General features: G+C 62.8%; 15 protein-coding genes. 4 read left to right on the top strand and 11 right to left on the bottom strand.

What is annotated here, in order from left to right; genetic code table 11:
* Nucleotides 1-107 precede the first annotated feature (107 nt).
* On the bottom strand, nt 108-3563 hold the full coding sequence (dnaE, locus tag JEQ47_RS06845) for a DNA polymerase III subunit alpha (RefSeq protein ID WP_198875600.1): 3456 nt from the start codon (nt 3561-3563) through the stop codon (nt 108-110).
* A 664-nt stretch (nt 3564-4227) separates the two neighbouring features.
* Between dnaE and JEQ47_RS06850 the strand changes: the two genes are divergently transcribed.
* From JEQ47_RS06850 to JEQ47_RS06860, 3 genes are all read left to right on the top strand, one after another.
* The gene (locus tag JEQ47_RS06850; protein ID WP_198875601.1) at nt 4228-5100 is read left to right on the top strand and encodes a hypothetical protein; all 873 of its coding nucleotides are present in this window, start codon (nt 4228-4230) and stop codon (nt 5098-5100) included.
* A gap of 215 nt (nt 5101-5315) precedes the next feature.
* On the top strand, nt 5316-6116 hold the full coding sequence (locus JEQ47_RS06855; protein ID WP_198875602.1) for a DNA adenine methylase: 801 nt from the start codon (nt 5316-5318) through the stop codon (nt 6114-6116).
* A 400-nt stretch (nt 6117-6516) separates the two neighbouring features.
* Nucleotides 6517-7491, top strand: coding sequence for a hypothetical protein (locus JEQ47_RS06860; protein WP_198875603.1), 975 nt, complete (start codon nt 6517-6519; stop codon nt 7489-7491).
* A gap of 395 nt (nt 7492-7886) precedes the next feature.
* Here JEQ47_RS06860 and JEQ47_RS06865 read toward each other — a convergent pair whose 3' ends face one another.
* The 3 genes from JEQ47_RS06865 to proS all read right to left on the bottom strand — a co-directional run bounded on the left by JEQ47_RS06865 (nt 7887) and on the right by proS (nt 11285).
* On the bottom strand, nt 7887-8573 hold the full coding sequence (locus tag JEQ47_RS06865; RefSeq protein WP_198875604.1) for an ABC transporter ATP-binding protein: 687 nt from the start codon (nt 8571-8573) through the stop codon (nt 7887-7889).
* Nucleotides 8566-9873, bottom strand: coding sequence for an ABC transporter permease (locus tag JEQ47_RS06870; RefSeq protein ID WP_198875753.1), 1308 nt, complete (start codon nt 9871-9873; stop codon nt 8566-8568). The genes JEQ47_RS06865 and JEQ47_RS06870 overlap by 8 nt, the downstream gene beginning before the upstream one ends.
* Nucleotides 9874-9935: 62 nt before the next feature.
* On the bottom strand, nt 9936-11285 hold the full coding sequence (gene proS / locus JEQ47_RS06875) for a proline--tRNA ligase (RefSeq protein WP_198875605.1): 1350 nt from the start codon (nt 11283-11285) through the stop codon (nt 9936-9938).
* Nucleotides 11286-11548: 263 nt separating this feature from the next.
* On the opposite strand from proS, the gene JEQ47_RS06880 reads away from it, so the two are divergent.
* Nucleotides 11549-11905 carry an MmcQ/YjbR family DNA-binding protein gene (locus tag JEQ47_RS06880; RefSeq protein ID WP_328768394.1) on the top strand — a complete coding sequence of 119 codons (357 nt, stop codon included), beginning with the start codon at nt 11549-11551 and terminating at the stop codon, nt 11903-11905.
* Nucleotides 11906-11918: 13 nt separating this feature from the next.
* Here the strand turns inward: JEQ47_RS06880 and JEQ47_RS06885 are convergent, their stop codons facing one another.
* From JEQ47_RS06885 to nuoL, 7 genes are all read right to left on the bottom strand, one after another.
* Nucleotides 11919-12383 carry a hypothetical protein gene (locus JEQ47_RS06885; protein ID WP_198875606.1) on the bottom strand — a complete coding sequence of 155 codons (465 nt, stop codon included), beginning with the start codon at nt 12381-12383 and terminating at the stop codon, nt 11919-11921.
* Between the two features lie 59 nt (nt 12384-12442).
* Complete coding sequence (locus JEQ47_RS06890; RefSeq protein WP_198875607.1) at nt 12443-12694, bottom strand: DUF1467 family protein; 252 nt, start codon at nt 12692-12694, stop codon at nt 12443-12445.
* A gap of 216 nt (nt 12695-12910) precedes the next feature.
* The gene (locus tag JEQ47_RS06895) at nt 12911-14584 is read right to left on the bottom strand and encodes a ribonuclease J (protein ID WP_198875608.1); all 1674 of its coding nucleotides are present in this window, start codon (nt 14582-14584) and stop codon (nt 12911-12913) included.
* Nucleotides 14585-14658: 74 nt separating this feature from the next.
* A complete protein-coding gene (locus tag JEQ47_RS06900) occupies nt 14659-15489 on the bottom strand; it encodes a biotin--[acetyl-CoA-carboxylase] ligase (protein WP_328768397.1) in 831 nt (276 codons plus the stop codon).
* A gap of 70 nt (nt 15490-15559) precedes the next feature.
* A complete protein-coding gene (nuoN, locus tag JEQ47_RS06905) occupies nt 15560-17005 on the bottom strand; it encodes an NADH-quinone oxidoreductase subunit NuoN (protein ID WP_198875609.1) in 1446 nt (481 codons plus the stop codon).
* Nucleotides 17006-17014: 9 nt separating this feature from the next.
* Nucleotides 17015-18601 (bottom strand): NADH-quinone oxidoreductase subunit M, encoded by a 1587-nt coding sequence (locus tag JEQ47_RS06910; RefSeq protein WP_198875610.1) that lies wholly within the window; start codon nt 18599-18601, stop codon nt 17015-17017.
* A complete protein-coding gene (gene nuoL, locus JEQ47_RS06915; protein WP_198875611.1) occupies nt 18601-20739 on the bottom strand; it encodes an NADH-quinone oxidoreductase subunit L in 2139 nt (712 codons plus the stop codon). Before nuoL ends, JEQ47_RS06910 begins: the two co-directional genes overlap by 1 nt.
* Nucleotides 20740-20743: the final 4 nt, after the last annotated feature.

Below are 20743 nucleotides of genomic sequence, written 5' to 3' on the forward strand. Positions count from 1 at the left end.
TGGTATTGTTCATTATGGACCCGCGCCGAGACGCGGGGACGAAGGGTGAAAGCCCCCATGCGGGAGAGAGGGTCCAAAAACCTTCCTCTCCCGCGTCTGTTTCCGCATCAGGCAAAGCGGACGTCGGTCACGCCCTCGAGGGCCTTGATGCCCCCGGCGACCTCTGCCGTAACATTGTACTTTCCAGGCAGTTCGATCTCATATTCGCGCGCGCCGCCATCGCGGATGACCACGAAATTGACGGTGCCGTTGCCGCCCCGCTTGAGTTGGGCGTGCGTGGACCCGAGCGCCTTGGCATCGGACAGGAACACCGTGAGCTGGCGATCGACGCGTTCCGCCATGCCTTCGATCGGTTCGGCGGAGATCAGGCGGACGCTGATGCTCTCGGCCCGCTCGTCGGCGCCCACCTGCAGGATGACTGAGTTGCCCGGCTGCAGGATGGCGCCGAACTCGTTGATCTGCTCGGAAAAGGCGATGCATTCAAACGTGCCGCTCTGATCCGACAGGGTCAGGATCATCATCGGCGTGCCTTTTCGCGTTCGCCTGTCGTTACGGGATGAAATGGTCCCGGCGAGGCGCCCGGCCCCTGCCCCGTCCTTAACGGCCCGCTCGAAATCGGCCCAGCGCTGCACACGGAGCTTTTCGAAGAGGTCGGCATAGGCATCGAGCGGATGGGCCGACAGATGGAAGCCGATGGCGGCCAGCTCGCGGTCGGCCCGCTCGGTGGAATTCCAGACGGCCACCCCAGTGGGCAGGCGGAATGGCTCGGGTTCGCCGCTGTCGAACATGTTCCACTGGCCTTCATTGCGCTCGCTGGTGAGGGCCTGAGCGGTGCCGATCACCGATTCCACGGCGGCGAAGGCCACTTCGCGGCGTGGGGCCAGGCCGTCGAAAGCGCCGGCATTGACCAGGGTTTCAAGCGTGCGCTTGTTGAGGACCCGCGGATCGACGCGGCGGGCAAAATCCCCCAGATCCTTGAACGGTTTGTCGCCGCGCACCTCGACGATGTGCTCGGCCATGGCGCGGCCCACACCCTTTACGGCCGAAAGACCGTAATGAATGCGGTCATCCTTGACCGAGAAGACGACTTCGGACTGGTTCACGCAGGGCGGGACGACCTCGATCTTCTTCTTGCCGGCCTCGCGGCGGAAGTCGGATAGCTTGTCGGTCTGCGCCATGTCGAGGGTCATCGACGCGGCGTAGAATTCGTGCGGGAAGTGTTCCTTGAGGTAGGCCGTCTGGTAGCTGACCCAGGCATAGGCCGCGGCGTGACTCTTGTTGAAGCCGTAATTGGCGAACTTGGCCAGAAGGTCGAAAATCTGGTCGGCAAGCGCTTCGCTCACCCCGTTGGGGCCCGAGCCCTCGCGGAAGCGGATGCGCTGATTGTCCATCTCCGCCTTGATCTTCTTGCCCATGGCGCGGCGCAGCATGTCGGCTTCGCCGAGCGAATAGCCCGAAAGGAGCTGGGCGATCTGCATCACCTGCTCCTGGTAGACGATGATGCCATAGGTCTCGTCGAGCACTTCGCTGAGCTTGGGATGAGGATATTCCACATCCTCGCGGCCGTGCTTTCGGTCGATGAAGCTCGGAATGTTGTCCATCGGACCCGGCCGATAGAGAGCGTTCATGGCGATGAGGTCTTCGATGCGGTCGGGCTTCAGATCCATCAGCGCCCGACGCATGCCCGCCGATTCAAACTGGAAGATGCCGTAGGTGTCGCCACGGGCGTAGAGCTTATAGGTCGCCGCGTCATCGATGGGGATGGCATCGATGTCGATGTCGATGCCGCGCTGCTTCACCATGTCGACCGCATAGCGGATGGTGGTCAGCGTCTTGAGACCAAGGAAGTCGAATTTGACGAGGCCCGCCGGCTCGACCCATTTGAGATTATACTGCGTGACCGGCATGTCGGAGCGCGGATCTCGGTAGAGCGGCAGCAGTTCCTGCAGTGGACGGTCGCCGATGACGATGCCGGCCGCATGAGTCGAGGCGTGGCGGAAGAGGCCTTCGAGCGACTGGGCGATCTCGACGAGCTGGGCGACGGTCTCGTCCTCGTCCGCCATCTGCTTGAACTGCGGCACTTCCTTCATGGTCCGCTCGATCGACCAGGGATCGGCCGGATTGGCGGGCACAAGCTTGCAGATGCGATCGACCTGGCCATATGGCATCTGCAGCACGCGGCCGACGTCGCGCAGCACGGCGCGGGCCTGGAGCGTACCGAAGGTGATGATCTGGGCGACCTGCTGGCTGCCGTATTTGTCCTGCACGTAGTCGATGACTTCCTCGCGCCGGTCCTGGCAGAAGTCGATGTCGAAGTCCGGCATCGAGACGCGTTCGGGATTGAGGAAGCGTTCGAACAGCAGATTGTAGCGCAGCGGATCAAGGTCGGTGATGGTGGTGGCATAGGCCACGAGCGAGCCGGCACCCGAACCGCGCCCCGGGCCCACCGGAATATCCTGGGCCTTGGACCACTGGATGAAGTCGGCCACAATCAGGAAGTAGCCGGGGAATTTCATCTTCTCGATGACGTTCAGCTCAAAATCGAGCCGCTCGCGATATTCCTGTTCGGTCTTGCCCGGCGCGATGCCGGTCGTGGCGATGCGCTTGTCGAGGCCCTCCACGGCAATCTTGCGCAAGGCAGCGGCTTCCGCGGCAACGACTTCGTCCTCGGTCGAATGCGAGCCGGCGGCGAACTTTGGCAGGATGGGCCCGCGGGTGCGGGGGCGGAAGGCGACGCGCCGGGCGATCTCGATTGTCGAATCGAGCGCCTCGGGCAGGTCGGCGAAGAGCTCGACCATTTCGGCGCGGGTCTTGAAATAATACTGGTCGTTGAGCTTGCGGCGCTCGGTCTGGGCCAGCACCGAGCCGCCGGCAATGGCCAAGAGCGCGTCATGCGCCTCGTATTCTTTTGCGGCCTTGAAGAAGGGCTCGTTGGTGGCGACCAGCGGAATGCCCTTGCGATAGGCATAGTCGACAAGGCGCGGCTCGACCGTGGTTTCCATGGGACGGCCATGGCGCTGCAATTCGATGTAGAAGCGGTCGCCGAAGAGATCGGCCAGCCGGTCGAGGCGCCTGATCGCATTGGCGTCCTGCCCGTTGGCAAAGGCCATGTCGATGGCGCCTTCAGGCCCGCCGGAAAGGCAGATGAGACCTGCCAGGCTTTCCCGCGTCATCCAATCGAGCTTGGCGCGCGCCAGGCCGTCCTCGCTTTCGAGGTAGGCCTGCGACACGAGCTGGGAGAGATTGGAGAACCCCTCTTCCGACTGGGCCATCAGCACAATGCTGGACTTGCCTGCCCAGGCGGTATGGCCGCGTTCGTTGAGGCGTTCCTCGGCAGCGGCAAAATCGACGGCCAGTTCCACGCCGATCAGCGGCTGGATGCCCTTCTTGGTCGCCTTTTCGGAGAATTCGAGGGCCCCGAAGAGGTTGTTGGTATCGGCAAGGCCCAGCGCGGGCTGCTTATCCTCGGCCGCCAGCTTGAGGATGGTCTCGAGCTGGACCGCGCCTTCCAGAAGCGAGAAGGCAGAGTGGACGTGTAGGTGAATGAAGCCAGGGCCGCGCATGTGCATCTCCTCGTCCATCCTTGGTTCACCCGGTGCGTCGGGTCAAACCACACTGCGGTCAATCCACAGGCGATCAGGCGAACTTGGTGATGATGTCCATCCAGGTCAGCGAGCCGATGGTGAAGGCGCCGAGGGTAACGAAAGCGGCGAGGTCTTTGACGAAGTTGAGCATCTGGGTCTCCCGTGTTTCTGTGTTTGTTCTTATACGTTCGGTTTTTGTTCTCGTCCACATGGGAACAGTGGTGAAACCGGGGACACGGGTTAACTGGTTAGGAATTGGTTAGGAGAGGTTCCGATGGCGTTAAGATTCGGGACGTGCAAAAGCGCCGGCGGCCGATGCGGATCCCGGTTGGCGTGGACGTGTCCCGAGACGCGTGCGTCTCAGTATGGTGAGGGAAATAGAGACGTCGCCGCCTCGGGACACCGGTTTTTCGAACCGAAACAACCCCCATTGATCGCTCGTCGCCGGGGAATAGAAGTTTCTGTAATGCGCAGGTTCAGATGGCACTGGGTGGGGATATACGGGATCAGGTGGGATTCAGCGGGATTGGCCGGTTGTAGGGGAAATGCCGGCCCCTATACCGCCATCACGTTCGGCCCGGTTACGACGCTCCCTGCCGGAGGGGCAGCGGCGGCCGGCGTAGTGCCTATTGGGCCCGGGGCGGTGCGCATTGATTTTTCCATTCCAAAGGGCGTCGATGGCGCCGGCACTGGGGATGTTGTCGGTCCGGCTTCGTCGATCGACGGACAGATGGCAGTGGCGGACGGCACGACTGGCAAGCTGCTCAAGTTTGTGGCGCCGGCTGCCGCGCGGGCCGCGATCGGCGCCGACCTCCTGGGCGGTGTACGCAACCTCCTGATCAATGCCCGCGGGACCATCAATCAGCGGCAATATGCGAGCGGCGCCGCCACGGTCGGTGCGAACCGATATACCTTGGACCGCTGGCGGGTCGTCACCAGCGGGCAGAGCCTGTCATGGACCGAGAGCGAAAATGTTCGCACCATGACCGCGCCTGCCGGCGGCCTGGAACAGGTGGTCGAGGGAACCGCCACCCTGACAGGCGACCATGTTCTTACCTGGGACGGCACTGCCACCGCCACGGTCAACGGCACGCCCCGCGCCAAGGGTGAGGTGTTTGCCCTGACGGGTGGGGCCAATGTCACCGTCCGCTTCATAGGTGGCACCGTCTCTCGGCCGCAACTGGAACGGGGCAAGTCGGCCACGGCCTTTGCCATTCGCCTTCCAGGGGACGAGCTTTCGCTGTGTCAGCGGTATTTCGAAACCAGCGATGACGGCGACTTCATCTTCAGCTCAGATGTGAACGCCGGGGGCACCTACTACAATTTCTCCACCTTCAAGGTCACGAAGCGCATCGTTCCATCCGTGGTTCTCACCAATGTGGGGGCCAGCTGGTTCGCCGCCACCACGGGGGTCGTTGCCGCCTGGCGTTCCGGCTTTCGAGAAGCAAGGGCGGCAACCATTTCAGCCTCCGGTGGATACTTCGAAAGCTATTGGGCTGCGGATGCTGAGCTTTAGTTGAAGGGGTGGCTCACATCGGAGCCATCGCACTGGCCGGACCGAGCCGTGGATAAGTTTGCCCGTCGCGATCGGCGACGGGCGGCCGAGGTGTGGAAGCACCTCGACTGGGGCAATGGATTGGCGTCCGACCCCAAGAGCGCAACGAGACACTCTCTGCCCGCCACCCTCCGGAGAGGGCAAGGCCGGTTGAACCATGTCGAGACCAAGGAACCATGTCTGATTTCGCTCAAATGCGAACCGTCGAGCCCACCAGAACGCCGGCCGGCTATATCGGCGGCAAGCGCAACCTGGCCAAGCGCATCACTGCCCTCATCGAGACCATCCCCCACCGCACCTATGCCGAGGTGTTTGTCGGTATGGGTGGCATCTTCCTCAAACGCCGCCTGGCGCCGCCTGCCGAGGTCATCAACGACTATTCTGGCGACGTGGCGAACCTCTTCCGCATCCTGCAGCGGCACTACCCGCAGTTCATGGAGACGCTCAAATTCCAGCTCTCCGGACGCCGGGAGTTCGAGCGGCTCAAGGCCAGCGATCCGGCGACGCTGACCGACTTGGAGCGCGCTGGCCGCTTCCTCTACCTGCAGCGTCTGGCATTCGGCGGCAAGGTCGCCGGCCGCAATTTCGGGGTCGATGCGTCTGCCACGGCCGGGTTCAACATCCTGACCCTGGCGCCGCAGCTCGACGCCATTCATGAGCGCCTTGCCGGCGTCACCATCGAGCAACTGCGCTGGCAGGACTTCCTGACCCGCTACGACCGCGAAGGGACGCTCTTCTACCTCGATCCGCCCTACTGGGGCAGCGAGGACGACTATGGGAAGGCCATGTTCGGCCGAGAGGAGTTTGAGGAGATGGCGGCCCGTTTAAGAGGGCTAAAAGGCCGCTTCATCATGTCGATCAATGACGTGCCGCAGATCCGCTCGATCTTCGCCGGCTTCGCCCAGGTCGAGGCCGCTACCACATACTCCGTACAGGGCGGCGGCGCCGCAGCTCGCGAGCTGGTGATCACCGGATGACGAGGCGTCCAGGCTCACTATTCGTGTGCCGGCCGGGCCCACTAGCGGGGCTCTCTACGATCGCCACGGAAGCGGCAGGGCTTTTGCACCTGCTGCACCGGAGGCGACTCAGAACGTCCTCAAGTGTCACCTCCCAGCCCCGTTGGGCTGCCAGTAGTCGAAAGGGCAGGATGGTATTGGCGCCGGCGCTGCATGGGCAACTGACCTCCAGCCACCAACCAGTAAGTTCGGCCATGGTCGCCTTAAGGGGCGGCTCGACAGGAAGCGGCGGCGGGTAGGCCGGAATCTCTGGGAACGGGTGAAGGGACTTCTGGCGACTTTGCATAGGCCGTGCATATCATGGTCGGGTGGAAATGGGGCAACAAGTCCGCCAAGAACTTGAGGCCCGACGGAGGGACACATGGACGGCCGGCTTAATCAAAATGGCATCCCGCATGCCTTTGATCTGAACGCTGAGTTTGTGATCAATATCGCCGACTATGACGGGCGATTGCGAATTGGCGAGGGCCCGTTCTACTTCGAAATGGTGTGGGAGGCCTTGGGCCCCGATCGCGTCCGAGCGTACAACTCAGGGGAAAACGTGGTCGGCGTTGCTGTGATCAGGAACCCGCCTAACCCTTCTGACCTAACCACTGACTTGTTACGGGGGCTCAACTACACCTCCCGCCTGCGTAATGTCACAGCTGGGGAATGGGCAGTGTTCATGAACGCGGATGGGAATTTCTTGATCGCCCGAGTCCTGCAGCTGCAGGATGTAAATGAGGACCAACGGATCCTGAACATCGAATGCCGTGTGCATAGCGTGGGAGCCTCTGGTCATGAAATACGGCCATCGTCGGCGCCGGGGGTGGATGCGATAACCTCGGCAACTGAAGGGGTTCTCGCACCATCCGGGGGTGGAGATTTGGACAATCAGGCAGATGTTGCGTACGACCTCTACGGCCAAGTAGCGGTTGCTGCTGCAGTGGCCGAAGTGGGACTGATTGAGGCATTCCAAGCCTTCGATAGCTCGCCCAAGACACTGGAGCACGGCGGAATGGGCCACAACATGCCGCCGCCGGACATCCTCGTCGATGAACAGAGCCGTAGCGACGCATTGCAGGCTCTCCGGTCGCTTCAAGACTTACAGGATACGCGTGACGGCACAGCCTTTGCCAAAGTGGTTGAGGCCGGTCAGCTACTGCTTAAGGCTGCACAGGCTCTATGGTCTTGGATTGAGCCACGCTTCGGCAAATTTGCCGATAGTTTCGCTGACACTCTGGGTAAGACAGCGGCATCCAAGACTTGGCTCCTCAGCGTTATGATGGTTGCAACCGGTCAATTGACGAAGGTGGTTGAGTTGGTCGGACAGCTGTTGCCCACTTGGCCCATCTAGCGCCGCTTCAAGGTAAGGCTGAGGCGCCTTCAGCCCACGTCATTCTGCTGCCAAATGAACTTGCGCGTGATGCCATTCGATTTTGCGCGCTACAGTTTCACGAGCGCGCGGATGGAGCGACCCAACCATGCCCGGTTCCTCCCCGCAACTGTTCGCTGCAGTCCGTCCGGTGCGGAAAGGATGCAGGGAGTATGCGGGAAGATTTGAGGGCGGGGATAAGATTTTTGGAAGACGGGCCTTCCTCTCCGTCTGCGGGAGAGGAGGGCTGCCGAAAGGCAGAGAGAAGGGCGCGGCTCCCACTGACTTAACGGGGTCGGTGTCTGTTGCACCCCCCTCCACCGCCTAAGGCGGTCCCCCTCCCCCGTGAACGGGGGAGGAAGACACCGAGTTCTTCTTTACAGCGTATGCGGAACCACCAGCCCGCCCTTGAGCGTGACGATGCGGTCGGCACGGCGGGCGAGGTCGTGGTTGTGGGTGGCGATCAGAGCGGCAGCGCCTTCGTTCTTGATCAGGTCCTTGAGGGCCTCAAAGACGAGGTCGCTGGTTTCCGGATCGAGATTGCCGGTGGGTTCGTCGGCGAGGATGACGCGCGGGTGATTGGCGGCCGCGCGGGCAATGGCGATGCGCTGCTGTTCGCCGCCCGAGAGTTCAGCCGGACGGTGGCTGGCGCGGGGGGCGACGCCGAGAAGATCGAGAAGTTCCATGCCCCGGGCTTCGGCGGCCTTCTGGTCCTTGCCGGCGATGAGCTGGGGCATGACCACGTTTTCAAGCGCCGTGAATTCAGGCAGCAGGTGGTGGAACTGGTAAACATAGCCAACGGTCGAGCGGCGGAGCTGGGTGCGAGCCCGGTCGCCGAGCTTGCTGGTCGGCTGGCCGACGATCTCGATTTCCCCGCCCTGCGGCGATTCGAGGAGACCGCAGAGATGCAGCAGCGTCGACTTGCCGGCGCCCGAGGGCGCAACGAGGGCCACCAGCTCGCCGCTCTCGACAGTGAGGTCGGCGGCTTCGAGCACGCGGACTTGGCGTTCGCCCTCGCCATAGTGGCGGTGGACGCCCGACAGTTTCAGATGCGGCTTACTCATAACGCAGCGCCTCCACCGGGTCGTACTGGGCGGCGCGCCAGGCCGGATAGAGCGTGGCGAGGAAGCTCAGCCCCAGGGCCATGGTGACGACCACGGTGACTTCCACCGGATCGGTGCGGCTGGGGAGCGAGGACAGGAAGAAGACTTCTGGCGGGAACAGGGTGATGCCCAGGAGATTGGAAATAGAGGAGCGCAGGAATTCGGCATTGGCGGCGACGATGAGGCCGATGACCGTACCCGCCAGCGTGCCGACCACGCCGATCGTGGTGCCGGTGATGGAAAAAACCCGCATGATCGATCCGCGCGTGGCGCCCATGGTGCGCAACACGGCGATGTCGGCGCTCTTGTCCTTCACCAGCATGATGAGGCTGGAAATGATGTTGAAGGCGGCCACGAGAATGATCATCGAGAGGATGGTGAACATCACCACGCGCTCCACCTGGAGGGCGGAGAAGAAGGTCTCGTTGCGCTGCTGCCAATCGGTCAGGACCATGGGCCGGAGGTCGGTCTGGTCGAGCAGGTTGCGGCGGACCTGGGCGACCTGATCGGGGTCCTCGATGAAGATCTCGACAGCGGAGGCGCGTGGGATGCGCTCATAGGCGGCGTCGATTTCTTCGTCACTGGCGAGCGGGTCGAGCGGGCCCATGCCGGGCTTCAGGACCTCGTCGACCATGCGAAAATAATCCTGCGCCGGTTCGAGCGGCATATACATGAAGTAGCTGTCGAACTCGACCATGCCCAGATTGTAGATGACGTTGACCGGGTAGGACCGGATCTGCGGCGTCGAGCCAAAGGGCGTCATGGCGCCCTCGGGATTGATGATCTGCACCTCGTCGCCAATGCCGACGCCAAGCGTCTGCGCCAGGCGATAGCCGATGGCGACGCCGCGACTGTCGTCCCACTGGTCGAAACCGCCCTGCTCCGCAGCATTATAGAGGAGATCGAGCTTCTTGAGATTCTCTTCATCCATGCCGCGCACGGTGACGCCGGCGGATGAGCCGACGCCGGAGGCCAGGACCTGGCCCTCGACGAAGGAGACGGCAAAGGTGACGCCGTCGACCTGTTCGAGCGCCTTTACCGTTTCCTCGTAGTCGGTGAACTGGCTCTCGATGGGATAGCCGGTGAAATGGCCGTTGAGGCCGAGAATCTTGTCGAGCAACTCGCCGCGGAAGCCGTTCATGACGGACATGACGACGATCAGCGTCGCCACGCCGATGGCCACGCCGACCATGGTGAGGCTGGCAATGACGGATATGAAGGCTTCCTTGCGGCGGGCGCGCAGGTAGCGCCCGGCAATCATCCACTCAAACCGGGAGAAGGGACGGGTTGCCCTGCCTCCCGGAGCTGCGCGCGCGCTGTCGGTCAAATGTCGGTCATCCGCTGGGGTTCGATCAGGCCTGTGAGGCGTGCGACGGCCTCGGTGAGCGGCAGAGTTTCGCGCTCGCCGGTCTTGCGATGTTTGATCTCGACTTCGCCCGATTTAAGGCCGCGCGGCCCGAGGATGACCTGATAGGGAATACCAACGAGGTCGGCGGTGGCGAACTTGGAGCCGGCCGGCTGGTCGCGATCATCATAGAGCATGTCGAGGCCGGCTGCGACGAGCTCGGCATAGAGCTTGTCGCAGGCGGCATCGGTTTCGGCGTCGCCGGCCTTGAGATTGATCAGCACGGCCTCGAAGGGCGCGACCGAGACCGGCCAGACAATGCCGTTCTCGTCATGGCTGGCTTCGATGATGGCAGGGACGACGCGCGTCGGGCCGATGCCGTAGGAGCCCATGTGCACGGCAATGTTCTTGCCATCGGGACCGGTCACGTTTGCCTTCATCGGATCGGAATACTTGGTGCCGAAGTAGAAGATGTGGCCGACCTCGATGCCGCGGGCCATGAGCTGCTTTTCGGCAGGCACTTCGGCGCGGAAGGTGGCCTCGTCGGTCATTTCGTCGGTGGCGGCAAAGAGCGAGGTCCAATCCTTGAAGATCGGCTCGAGGTCGCCGCGGAAATCGGTATCGATGGGCGGAATGGGCTTATCCAGCAGGTCCTTGTCGAGGAAGACCCCGCTCTCGCCTGTATCGGCCAGGACGTGGAACTCGTAGGAGAGGTTGCCGCCGATGGGGCCGGTATCGGCGCGCATGGGAATGCCGACCAGGCCCATGCGCCGGAAGGTGCGAAGGTAGGCCACGAACATGCGCTGGAAGGCCGCGACGGCGGCGGGCTCGTCGAGGTCGAAGCTGTAGGCGTCCTTCATCAGGAATTCGCGGCTGCGCATGGTGCCGAAGCGGGGGCGGACTTCGTCGCGGAACTTCCACTGGATGTGGTAGAGATTGAGCGGCAGGTCCTTGTAGGATTTCACATAGGTCCGGAAGATGTCGGTGATCATCTCCTCATTGGTCGGACCATAGAGGAACTCGCGCTCGTGCCGATCCTCGACGCGCAGCATTTCCTTGCCATAGGCATCGTAGCGGCCCGACTCGCGCCAGAGATCGGCGGACTGGATGGTGGGCATGAGCAGTTGAATCGCGCCGGAGCGGTTCTGCTCCTCCTCGATGATCTTCTGCACCTTCATCAGCACCTTGTAGCCGAGGGGCAGCCAGGAATAGAGCCCGGAAGCCTGCTGGCGGATCATGCCGGCGCGCAGCATCAGGCGGTGGGAGACGATCTCGGCTTCCTTGGGAACGTCGCGGAGCACCGGCAGGAAATAGCGGGAAAGGCGCATGATAACTCCGAAGAAAGCGGCTTCGACTCGTGGGTTTCGTTGATGCCCACTCAAAGCGCAAGCGTCCATTCGATGCAAGCATGCAAGCTATGCAGAATCTGCTTGGCAGACCGATTTTCTGTTGTTAGGGTCCGGCCCAATAAAACAAAGGCGGCCCAAACCGCCGGACGTCGACAACGTCAAGGGAGGAGCGTTGGCAGCCGCTTCAGTAGCGCGCCTAAGACCAACGTATTGTCGAACAAACTCATTCAAGCGGGGCCTTCGTGCCCCGCTTTTTTATTTTGGATCAAGGCTCTATGGCTGACACCGAAACCTTCAAGCGAATTGCGATCGCCCTGCCCGAGGTGACGTCCGCACCGCATTTCGATCGCCTGGCCTTCAAGGTAAAACGCATCTTCGCGACGCTGGCCGCGGACGGGAAGACAGCAAACCTCAAGTTCACGCCGGAGGAACAAGAGTTCAAGTGCATGGTGGCGCCGGAGGTGTTTCAGGCGATCGACAATGGCTGGGGGCGGCAGGGCTGGACGACCATCGACATTGCCGCTGCCAGTGACGCGGACATCGAGGCGGCGCTGGCCATGGCGCATGCGCATGCCATCGGACCCGCGCCCAAGCGCTGAGGCGGAAAGGCCCTCAGCCGCAGGCGTCGAGCATGCCGCCGAAGGAATCGGCAAAGGCGCCGCCTTCAAAGTAATAGGCCTGGCCTTCGACAATGACCTCGACCTGACCGGACGCCGCATAGAGAGCCTGAGCGACTTCGACGGTCGGCGCTGTGTCGCTGCTGGCACTCGCCATCAGGAAGCCGCCATTGTCACCGAGCAGGACCGGGACGGGAAAGGTGACGCCTGATGCGGTGATCGTGACTTCCGAACCGGATTGCACAACGCCAGGGGCACTGGTGATCAACTGGATATGGAAAGTGCCCGATCCCATGAGGCAGCCGAGAATGAAGCTGGTATCGCCCATTTCATCAAAGGCTGTAACGGCGTTCAGGACCTGGCCATTGCCATAGTCGTTGAGCACATGATCCCAGGCCAGAACCGTACCCGGCATGGCGATGGCAAGTATTGCGGTTGACAAGACAGCGCTGAATTTCATGCAGACCTCCACTGACATAGTCATGGCACGAAGCCGGTCAGTTGGCAGCCCCCGTTATTTCAGCGGTTCCAGTAAGCCTGGATCAGTGGATTGCTGATGCCCCAGAGCAAGAGCGCTGTCAGCCCGGCCGCGAGCACGGTGGTGATCAGGGCCTTGGTGATGAGGCGGGGCTTGATGGGCGCGCCGGGATCGGAACCAGCGACGATGTCGGCGCCGACCTCATGGTGGCTGTGGCTGCCAATGGGCAGCACGGCCACAAAGGTGAGCCACCAGACGACGAAATAGACAGCGAGGAGGGATCCGACTTGCATGGACGAGGCCTTTCACAGGCTTTTCCTATAGCCCACCGGGTCATTCCCGCGAAAGCGGGAACCTCCGTTTCCTATTGCCGCACCGGCCGGGCCAGGCCGGCACCGACAGCCCCACCCTTGATCCCTCCCCACAAGGGGGAGGGAGACGATGAACACTTGCGGTCGTCCTGCGCCTCCCTCCCCCTTCTTCAGGGGGAGGCTGGGTGGGGGGCCCAATCAGACCCGATGCACGAAGATCGAGACGTTGGGCTTGCGGCCCCAGAAGGCGTTGACTTCGTTGCGGATGGCCTTGAACAGGGCCGAGTTCAGCACTTCGGTGTCGCTGCGGCGCTTGGCCGGCATCGACTTGATGACGCCGGCAATGGTGTCCTCGATGAGGTCGGTCACCGACTCCTCGTCGGTCTCGGGCAGCCCTTCGATCATCATGTCGGGGCCGGACACGACCTGGCCGCCGCCATTGACGCAGAGACTGACGACGATCATGCCGCCGAAGGACAGGCGCCGCCGGCCCTTTACGCCGCTTTCCTCGGGCGTGCAGAGCACGAGGCCGTCGAGATAGAGTTCGCCGGTCCGCACCTCGGCCGGATAGGCCATGGGTTCGGGGAAGAGCCGCACCATGTCACCATTGCGCGCTTCGCAGACATTGGGAATGCCTTCTTCGCGGCCGAGCTTGGCATGGGCCAGCAGATGCATGGATTCGCCATGGACCGGCACGAGAACCTGCGGCTTGACCCAGGAATAGAGCTTGCGCAGTTCGCCGCGGCGCGGGTGGCCGGTGACGTGCACCAAGGCGTCGCCGGCGGTGATCACCTCTATGCCCTTGTCGATTAACAGGTTCTGGATGTCGATGACTTCGCGCTCATTGCCGGGAATGGCCCAGGACGAGAAGATCATGCGGTCGCCGGCATTGAGATCGATCACCGGATGGTCGCCGCGCGCGATACGGGCAATGGCGGCGCGAGCTTCGCCCTGGCTGCCGGTACAGATCAGCACGCACTTGTCGCGGGCAATGGTCTTGTAGGCGTCCTGGTCATGGAGGGTCGGTAGGCCTTCGAGCATGCCCAGTTCGCGGGCAATGCCCATGATGCGATGGAGCGAGCGGCCCGAGAGCACGACCTGGCGGCCGGCCTGGTGGGCGGCACGCACGATAGACACGACGCGCCCGACATTGGAGGCAAACGTGGTGACGGCGACGCGGTGTGGCGCGTCGGCGATGAGTTCGGCCAGGTTGCGGCCGATCTCTTCCTCGGAGGGGCTTTCGCCTTCCTTCATGGCATTGGTCGAGTCGCAGATCAGCGCCAGCGGCAGGTCGCTCTCGGTGCCGATGCGCTCCATGCGCGCAAAATCGGTCGGCGCACCCATGGTCGGCGTCGGGTCGAGCTTCCAGTCGCCGGTATGAAGGGCGCGGCCGACCGGGGTGGTGATCAGCAGGGCGTTCGATTCCGGGATGGAGTGGGCGACATTGATCGCCTCGATGGTGAAGGGCCCGACCGTAAAGGGCTTGCCCGGCTGCATGATGGTGACGTCGACATTTTCGACGATGCCGTCCCCTGCCCGCTTGGCCGCCAGCATGGCGGCGGTAAAGGGCGTGGCATAGACCGGACGATCGAAAACCGGCCAGAGATCGAGCACGGCGCCGTAATGGTCTTCGTGGCTGTGAGTGAGGATCAGCGCCAGAACGTCGTCGGCGTTTTCCTCGAGAAATTCGGGATTGGCCATGATCAGCTCGATCCCCGGCAGATCGGGGCCGCCGAAGCTGACGCCGCAATCGATCACGATCCACTTGCGGCGGTTGGCCGGGCCGAAGCCGTAGGCGCCCATATTCATGCCGATCTCGCCGACGCCGCCAAGCGGCACAAAGACGAGTTCATCCCTTTGGTTCTTAGCCATGGGGCTTTCTATTCCTTATGTCCGGGCGGACGCCGGGCGAACTCATGGTCGCCGGTCACCCTGCCCTGTTGTGGTCAGCTTCGGGCGCTGGCCGTTGCCCCAAAATGTACATCGCCCGCCGTGATAGCGACGCGGTGATCGTCATCGGTCCGGATGATCAGCCGTCCGGCGTCGTCGATCGTTTCAAAAATGCCCCGCAGGATTTCGCCATTCTGGTTGACCGCGACGGGAGCGCCTATTCCGGCTGCGGAAGCGCGCCAGCGCTGCAACACGGCGCCGATGCCGCGGCCGTCATTCCACAAACCGAAAGCGTCTACCCAAGCGTCGCTCAGGACCTCGAACAGGTCAGCGGCGCTGCGGTTAGCGCCCAACTGAGCCAGACTTGTGGCGGGATAAGCCAAATCAGCGGGCGCCGCAACTATGTTTACGCCAATGCCGATGGCGACGGCATGGCGTCCATCGTCCCGCCGCGTTGCCTCGAGGCCGATGCCGACAAGCTTGGCGCCATCGGCGAGGACATCGTTGGGCCATTTCAGCGCCACGCGGCTGGTACCATCCAGCCCATCCGCAGCGTCGAGGCCGACCTTGACAGTGCCGGCGGGCAGTATCGAATGCAAGGCCGTGCCGATGGCCACGCCGGCGACGAAGCCCAGGGTTGCGACAACGGCCGGATCGGCATCGGGTACGATCAGCAGCGTGGCGGCCAGATTGCCCGGCGTATGCTGCCACACCCTGCCCCGGCGGCCGCGACCGGCGGTCTGGTCAGTCGCCACGAACCAGATGCCACCCGGATCGCCCGCCGCTCCTGCGGCGATGGCTTCGGTCGTGGTCGAACCGACCGTGTCGTAAGCCCGCAGCCGATAGCCGGCGGACTTGGCTTTTGCGCCCAGGACGAAGTCAGTCACGGCGGTCCAGTCCCGGAGTCATCCCACGAAAGCGCGGGAATGACCCAGTTGGGAGGATCAATCCCCGCACCTAGAACAGGCTTCCAGCGGCGATGTGGGCCCACTGGGCCAGCGGGTTGCCAACGGTGAAGTAGTAGGTGACGACGAGGAAGCCAGAGGCCGCCATGATGATGTTGAGCTCACCCGGAACGGCAGCGAACTGCTTTACCGGGGCATCGAAGAACATCACCTTGACCACGCGCAGGTAGTAGAAGGCGCTGACCGCGGACGCCAGAACGCCGATCACCGACAGCACGTAGAGATTGGCCTCGATGGCTGCGAGGAAGACGTGCCACTTGGCAAAGAACCCGGCGAGCGGCGGCAGGCCGATCAGCGAGAACATCAGGATGGCCATGACGGCCGCCACGAAAGGCCGGCTCTGCGCCGCGCCGGCGAGCTCGTCGATGGTTTCGACATAGCCGGTTTCGGTGCGGAAGGAGAGCAGGCAGGCAAAGAGACCAACGGTCATGGCCACATAGATGGCCATGTAGATGGCGACGCCTTCGACGCCCACCTGGGTGCCCGACGACAGGCCGACCAGGGCAAAGCCCACGTGACCAATCGAGGAATAGGCGATCAGGCGCTTCAGCGACTGCTGGCCGATGGCGGCGAAGGCCGCCAGCACCATGGAGGCGATGGAGAGGAAGATGACGATCTGCTGCCAATCGCTGGTGATGGGCGCGAAGGTATCCATCACAAGGCGGATCATCAGCGTCATCGCCGCGACCTTGGGAGCCATGGCGAAGAAGGCGGTAACCGGGGTCGGCGCGCCTTCATAGACGTCGGGCGTCCACATGTGGAACGGCACGGCGGAGATCTTGAAGGCGACACCGGCAAGGAGGAACACCACGCCGAAGATGAGACCGATGGAGCGGCCTTCATTGGCGATGGCGACAACGATCTCGCCGAGGTTGGTGTGACCCGTGAAGCCGTAGATCAGCGAGGCGCCGTAAAGCAGCAGGCCCGAGGACAACGCGCCAAGCACGAAGTATTTCAGACCGGCTTCCGAGGCCCGCCCGTCATCGCGCTTGATGGCGGCCATGACATAGAGCGAGAGCGACTGCAGTTCGAGGCCGACATAGAGGCTCATCAGGTCATTGGCCGAGACCATGACCATCATGCCCAGTGTCGCAAGCAGCGCCAGGATCGAATATTCGAACTTGTGGAGGCCATTCTCCTCGGCATTGGAAATGCTGAGGATGAGCGCGAGGCCCGCACCGCCGAGGACCAGCACCTTCATGAAGCGGCCAAAGCTGTCGGCAATGAAGAGACCATTGAAGATCACGCCATCGGCCGGCTGCAGCAGCACGATGAGGCCCGTCGCCACCAGCAGGCCGACGGACAGCCAGGTGATGAGCAGCGAGCGCTCCTTGTTGAGCACGACGCCGAGCAGCAGCAGGACGAGGACGCCCAGCGCCATCAGGATTTCCGGATAGGCGGGAGCCAGGCTCGCGAAATCGGTAACGTCAGAGTTCACGTCAGTCTCCTAGTGCGCAGCAGGCTCGGCCGCATGTTCTTCGGCGGCCGGCTGTTCCGCGCCTTCGGCAGGCGCGACATATTCGAGGGGGGCGCGTTCGTCGGCCAGGTCAACGGCCGGGTTGCGGCCGGTGCTTTCCGAGTAATGGGCGACCAGATTGTCCACGGCGGCGGCCGTCGTGTCGAGGATCGGCGCGGGATAGAAGCCGAAAACCACGGTCAGCACGATGAGCGGATAGAGAACCACCTTCTCGCGCAGGTTGAGGTCAAGAATGCCCTTGAGGCTCTCCTTGGTCAGCGCCCCGAAAATGGTGCGGCGATAGAGCCAGAGCGCATAGCAGGCCGAGAAGATCACGCCGAAGGCAGCACCGAAGGCCACCCAGGTATTGACCTGGAATACGCCCATCATGGTGAGGAATTCGCCCACGAAGCCCGAGGTGCCCGGAAGGCCGACATTGGCCATGGTGAAGACCATGAAGGCAAAGGCGTATTGCGGCATGCGCTCGACGAGGCCGCCATAGGCGGAAATCTCGCGGGTATGCATGCGGTCATAGATGACGCCGACGCAGAGGAAGAGCGCGCCCGAAACGATGCCGTGCGAGATCATCTGGAACATCGCGCCCTGGATGCCCAGAGCATTGCCCGCGAAGATGCCCATGGTCACGAAACCCATATGGGCGACGGACGAATAGGCGATCAGCTTCTTGATGTCGGTCTGCACCAGGGCGACCAGCGAGGTCAGGATGATGGCGGCGACCGAAAGCAGGAATACGAAGTTGGCAAACTGTGCCGAGGCGTCGGGGAACATGGGCAGCGAGAAGCGCAGGAAGCCGTAGCCGCCAAGCTTCAAGAGGATAGCGGCCAGGATCACCGAACCGGCGGTCGGAGCCTGCACGTGCGCTTCGGGCAGCCAGCGGTGGAACGGCCACATGGGCATCTTGACCGCGAGCGAGGCGAAGAAGGCGAGCCACAGCCAGGTCTGCATGCCAACCGGGAAATCGTGGCCGAGCAGGCGCACGATGTCGGTGGTGCCGGCATCCCAGTACATGGCCATCATGGCCAGCAGCATCAGCACCGAGCCGATGAAGGTATAGAAGAAAAACTTGTACGCCGCCTGGATGCGGGCAGAGCCGCCCCAGATGCCGATGATCAGGAACATCGGCAGCAGCGTGCCTTCGAAGAAGACGTAGAACATGGCCAGATCGAGCGTGGTGAAAACGCCGATCATCAGCGTTTCGAGCACCAGGAAGACGATCATGTATTCCTTGAGGCGGGAGTCGACTTCCCAGCTCGAGACCACCACGGCCGGCATCAGCAGCGCCGTGAGGACAACGAACAGCACCGAAATGCCGTCGACGCCGACGCGGTAGCCGATCGAGTCGCCGATCCAGGGCAGGTCCACGACGAACTGGAACCCGGCCGAGGACGGGTCGAAGGCCTGCCAGAGCGCCAGCGAGAGGCTGAAGACCACGATGGTGACGATCAGCGAGATCCAGCGGATCGCGTTCAGCGCCGTCTTGGGCGTCAGCAGCAGGATGGCGGCGCCGAGCACCGGCAGCCAGGTCAGAAGCGTGAGGATGGAGTTCTCGAAGGTCATCAGATCAGTCCCCCGGCCGCGATGGCCCAGGTCAGCAGCGCCGCGATGCCGATGAGCATGGCGAAGGCATAGTGGTAGAGATAGCCGGACTGGAGCTTGACGACCCAGCTGGTGACGTTCTGGACGCGACGGCCGAGGCCCTCGGTGATCTTGCCATCCACCAGCCAGTCATCGAAGCCCTTCCAGATCGCATTGCCGATCCAGAGCGCCGGGCGCACGAAGATGCGGTCATAGAGCTGGTCGAAGTACCACTTGTTGAGCAGGAACTGGTAGAGGCCCGGATTGGTGGCGGCGATGCGGCCCGGCACTTCGGGGCGCCGGATATACATGTACCAGGCGGTCACGAAGCCGATGATCATGGCGATCGTGGCGCTCCACTTCACCCAGGTCGGCACGTGGTGCGCGTCCTCGATGATCTGGTGGTCGACATAGATCGAGCCGGCGAAGAAGTGCTCGATGTGCTCCACGTCGTGGAAGAACATGCCGTAGAAAACCACGCCGGCCAGGACGGCGCCGACGGCCAGCACATAGAGCGGCACCAGCATGACATTGGGCGACTCGTGCGCATTGTCATAGGCCGAGCCGTGGTGGTGATCGTGGCCGTGATCGTCGTGGGCATGAGCGGCATGCGCATGATCGGGAGCATTGCTGTCGTCGATCGGCTCTTCATGGGTCTCGTGCGCAGTGTGCGTCGGATCCGGATGCGGGCCTTCGCCATGGTGCTGCGCGTCGCGCGGCGAGCCATGGAAGGTCAGGTGCACCAGGCGCCAGGAGTAGAAGCTGGTGAACAGAGCCGCCACCACCAGCATCCAGAAGGCGAAGGAGCCGACATTGCCACCGAAGGCGTAGGCACTTTCGATGATGGCATCCTTGGAGAAGAAGCCGGCGAAGCCGAAATTGGTGCCCGGAATGCCGACGCCGGTGAGCGCCAGGGTACCGATCATCATCATCGCATAGGTGATGGGGATCTTCCTGGCGAGGCCACCCATGTTCCGCATGTCCTGCTCGTGGTGCATCGCATGGATGACCGAGCCGGCGCCGAGGAACAGAAGGGCCTTGAAGAAGGCGTGGGTGAAGAGGTGAAAGACACCGGCCGAATAGGCCCCGACGCCGAGCGCCACGAACATGTAGCCGAGCTGCGAACAGGTCGAGTAGGCGATGACGCGCTTGATATCGTTCTGGACGAGACCCACCGTCGCCGCGAAGAAGGCGGTGATGGCGCCGATGACGATGACGACGGTCAACGCGACGGGTGAGGTTTCAAACAGCGGCGACAGGCGGGCGACCATGAAGACGCCGGCGGTGACCATGGTCGCAGCGTGGATCAGCGCCGACACCGGGGTCGGGCCTTCCATGGCGTCCGGAAGCCAGGTGTGCAGCAGGAACTGCGCCGACTTGCCCATGGCACCCATGAAGAGCAGCAGGCAGACCACCGTCATGGCGTCGAGCTGCCAGGCGAGGAACTGGATGACCGGCAGGCCGGTGGTGGCGAATTCGTCGGCGGCATGGAAGGCGCCGTCGAAGTCGATGTGACCGAGCACGAAGAAAGCGCCGAAGATGCCCAGGGCAAAGCCGAAGTCACCGACACGGTTGACCACGAAGGCCTTCATGGCCGCGGCATTGGCGGAAGGCTTGGTGTACCAGAAGCCGATCAGCAGGTAGGAGGCCAGACCCACGCCTTCCCAGCCGAAGAACATCTGCAGGAAGTTGTCGGCCGTCACCAGCATGAGCATGGCGAAGGTGAAGAGCGAGAGATAGGCGAAGAAGCGCGAGCGATGCGGATCTTCGTGCATGTAGCCGATGGAATAGACGTGCACGAGAGCCGAGACGGTGTTGACCACGACCAGCATGATGGCGGTCAGCGTGTCGACGCGCAGGATCCAGCGCAGGTCCAGGTCGCCGACCTGAATCCAGCGCATCACCTCGACCTTGATGACGGCGGCATGACCGTCGCCCGTGGCGCCGACAAGGCCATCACCGAAGGCGACGGGAATGAACACGACCCAGCTCAGCACCGCCGCGATCAGCAGCAGGCCGGTGGTGATGAACTCGGATGGCCGGTGGCCGATGGAGCGGCCCAGAAGGCCGGCAACCAGCGCCCCGATGAGGGGCAGGAAAACAATCGCCTGAATGATCATAGCG

This window comes from Devosia sediminis (assembly GCF_016411825.1).
Lineage (GTDB): Bacteria > Pseudomonadota > Alphaproteobacteria > Rhizobiales > Devosiaceae > Devosia > Devosia sediminis.